This window comes from Metabacillus litoralis (assembly GCF_020524045.1).
Lineage (GTDB): Bacteria > Bacillota > Bacilli > Bacillales > Bacillaceae > Metabacillus > Metabacillus litoralis_C.
This window is the reverse complement of sequence record NZ_JAIVKL010000044.1, coordinates 1-1,648: the sequence shown is the minus strand read 5'-3', so window position 1 is coordinate 1,648 and position 1,648 is coordinate 1. Positions and strand designations below refer to the sequence as shown.

Sequence of the window (1,648 nt, the reverse complement as noted above, 5' to 3'; positions counted from 1 at the left end):
GTTCTTTGACTTCGTCCGAGAGAGTGAAATTACCGTAGGATTTGGCTTCTGGAGCTGGACAAATAAGCGAACGTCAGTGAATTGAATTGTAAAATCGTTATCTAGTTTTGAAGGAATATATTTTTCTTCAGCAATTAAAAAAATCTATTGATTTTTTTAAAAATGCTATTATAATATAGTTTGTCACTTTGTTAGTGATATAGATCTGGTAATGATGGCGAAGAGGCCACACCCGTTCCCATGCCGAACACGGAAGTTAAGCTCTTCAGCGCCGATGGTAGTTGGGGGTTTCCCCCTGTGAGAGTAGGACGTTGCCAGGTCTTAAAACTACTATAAATAATAGTTTTATAATGGAGGATTAGCTCAGCTGGGAGAGCATCTGCCTTACAAGCAGAGGGTCGGCGGTTCGATCCCGTCATCCTCCACCAAAATTTTTGCTTCAGCAAAATATCTTACCTTAATTAATAATCTAAACCTTTTTAAGCCGGTGTAGCTCAACTGGTAGAGCAACTGACTTGTAATCAGTAGGTTGGGGGTTCAAGTCCTCTCGCCGGCACCATTGTTTTATCTCATTATTAATAATGAGCCATTAGCTCAGTTGGTAGAGCATCTGACTTTTAATCAGAGGGTCGAAGGTTCGAATCCTTCATGGCTCACCATTTACACACCTTGCGGGTGTGGCGGAATTGGCAGACGCGCTAGACTTAGGATCTAGTGTCCTTGTGACGTGGGGGTTCAAGTCCCTTCACCCGCACCAAAGTTTTTTCGCAAAGCGAAAATAACTTACAATATTTTTGAGAAGTTAACTAATATTGCGGAAGTAGTTCAGTGGTAGAACACCACCTTGCCAAGGTGGGGGTCGCGGGTTCGAATCCCGTCTTCCGCTCCAAGATGTGCCGGGGTGGCGGAACTGGCAGACGCACAGGACTTAAAATCCTGCGGTAGGTGACTACCGTACCGGTTCGATTCCGGTCCTCGGCATCTACGTTATTTCGCTTCGCGAAATAACGTACCTTAACTTGCAAAGTAAAAATAATGCAAATTTAGCGCCCGTAGCTCAATTGGATAGAGCGTTTGACTACGGATCAAAAGGTTAGGGGTTCGACTCCTCTCGGGCGCGCCATATAAGTGAAGTGAAAAAGGAAGTATAGTAAGTTAAATACCTTACTTTGAAATAGATTTTAAATCTATGGCCTTCTCATTCCATTTCTATTTCCGATATATGTAAACGGGAAGTAGCTCAGCTTGGTAGAGCACTTGGTTTGGGACCAAGGGGTCGCAGGTTCGAATCCTGTCTTCCCGACCATTTCATTTGTAATATTTTATTTGGGGCCTTAGCTCAGCTGGGAGAGCGCCTGCCTTGCACGCAGGAGGTCAGCGGTTCGATCCCGCTAGGCTCCACCAAATATTTTCAAAAAGTTGTTGACTTACATTTTTGATCTATGTTATAATAATAAAGTTGTTTCAAAAATGATCTTTGAAAACTAAACAAAACCAAGCGTGCCAACGTTAATTTCGATTAACAAAATGTACTATATAGTACAAAATGAAACAAACTATGAGCAAGTCAAACACTACTTTATTGGAGAGTTTGATCCTGGCTCAGGACGAACGCTGGCGGCGTGCCTAATACATGCAAGTCGAGCGA

Annotated in this window: 9 tRNA genes and 2 rRNA genes; all 11 read left to right on the top strand. The window is 43.0% G+C overall.

The features are described 5' to 3' along the window. Nucleotides 1–204 precede the first annotated feature (204 nt). Nucleotides 205–320, top strand: a 5S ribosomal RNA gene (gene rrf, locus LC076_RS23975). A gap of 32 nt (nt 321–352) precedes the next feature. Next, a tRNA-Val gene (locus tag LC076_RS23970) sits at nt 353–428 on the top strand. A gap of 55 nt (nt 429–483) precedes the next feature. Then, nucleotides 484–559, top strand: a tRNA-Thr gene (locus LC076_RS23965). 24 nt (nt 560–583) lie between these two features. Next, nucleotides 584–659: transfer RNA gene (locus LC076_RS23960), tRNA-Lys, on the top strand. Nucleotides 660–671: 12 nt separating this feature from the next. Further along, a tRNA-Leu gene (locus LC076_RS23955) sits at nt 672–757 on the top strand. Between the two features lie 57 nt (nt 758–814). Next, a tRNA-Gly gene (locus LC076_RS23950) sits at nt 815–889 on the top strand. A 6-nt stretch (nt 890–895) separates the two neighbouring features. Continuing rightward, nucleotides 896–981 (top strand) — tRNA-Leu (locus LC076_RS23945). A 65-nt stretch (nt 982–1,046) separates the two neighbouring features. Beyond that, nucleotides 1,047–1,123 (top strand) — tRNA-Arg (locus LC076_RS23940). 106 nt (nt 1,124–1,229) lie between these two features. Then, a tRNA-Pro gene (locus LC076_RS23935) sits at nt 1,230–1,306 on the top strand. Nucleotides 1,307–1,328: 22 nt separating this feature from the next. Further along, a tRNA-Ala gene (locus LC076_RS23930) sits at nt 1,329–1,404 on the top strand. 175 nt (nt 1,405–1,579) lie between these two features. Next, nucleotides 1,580–1,648, top strand: a 16S ribosomal RNA gene (locus tag LC076_RS23925); the annotation flags it as partial.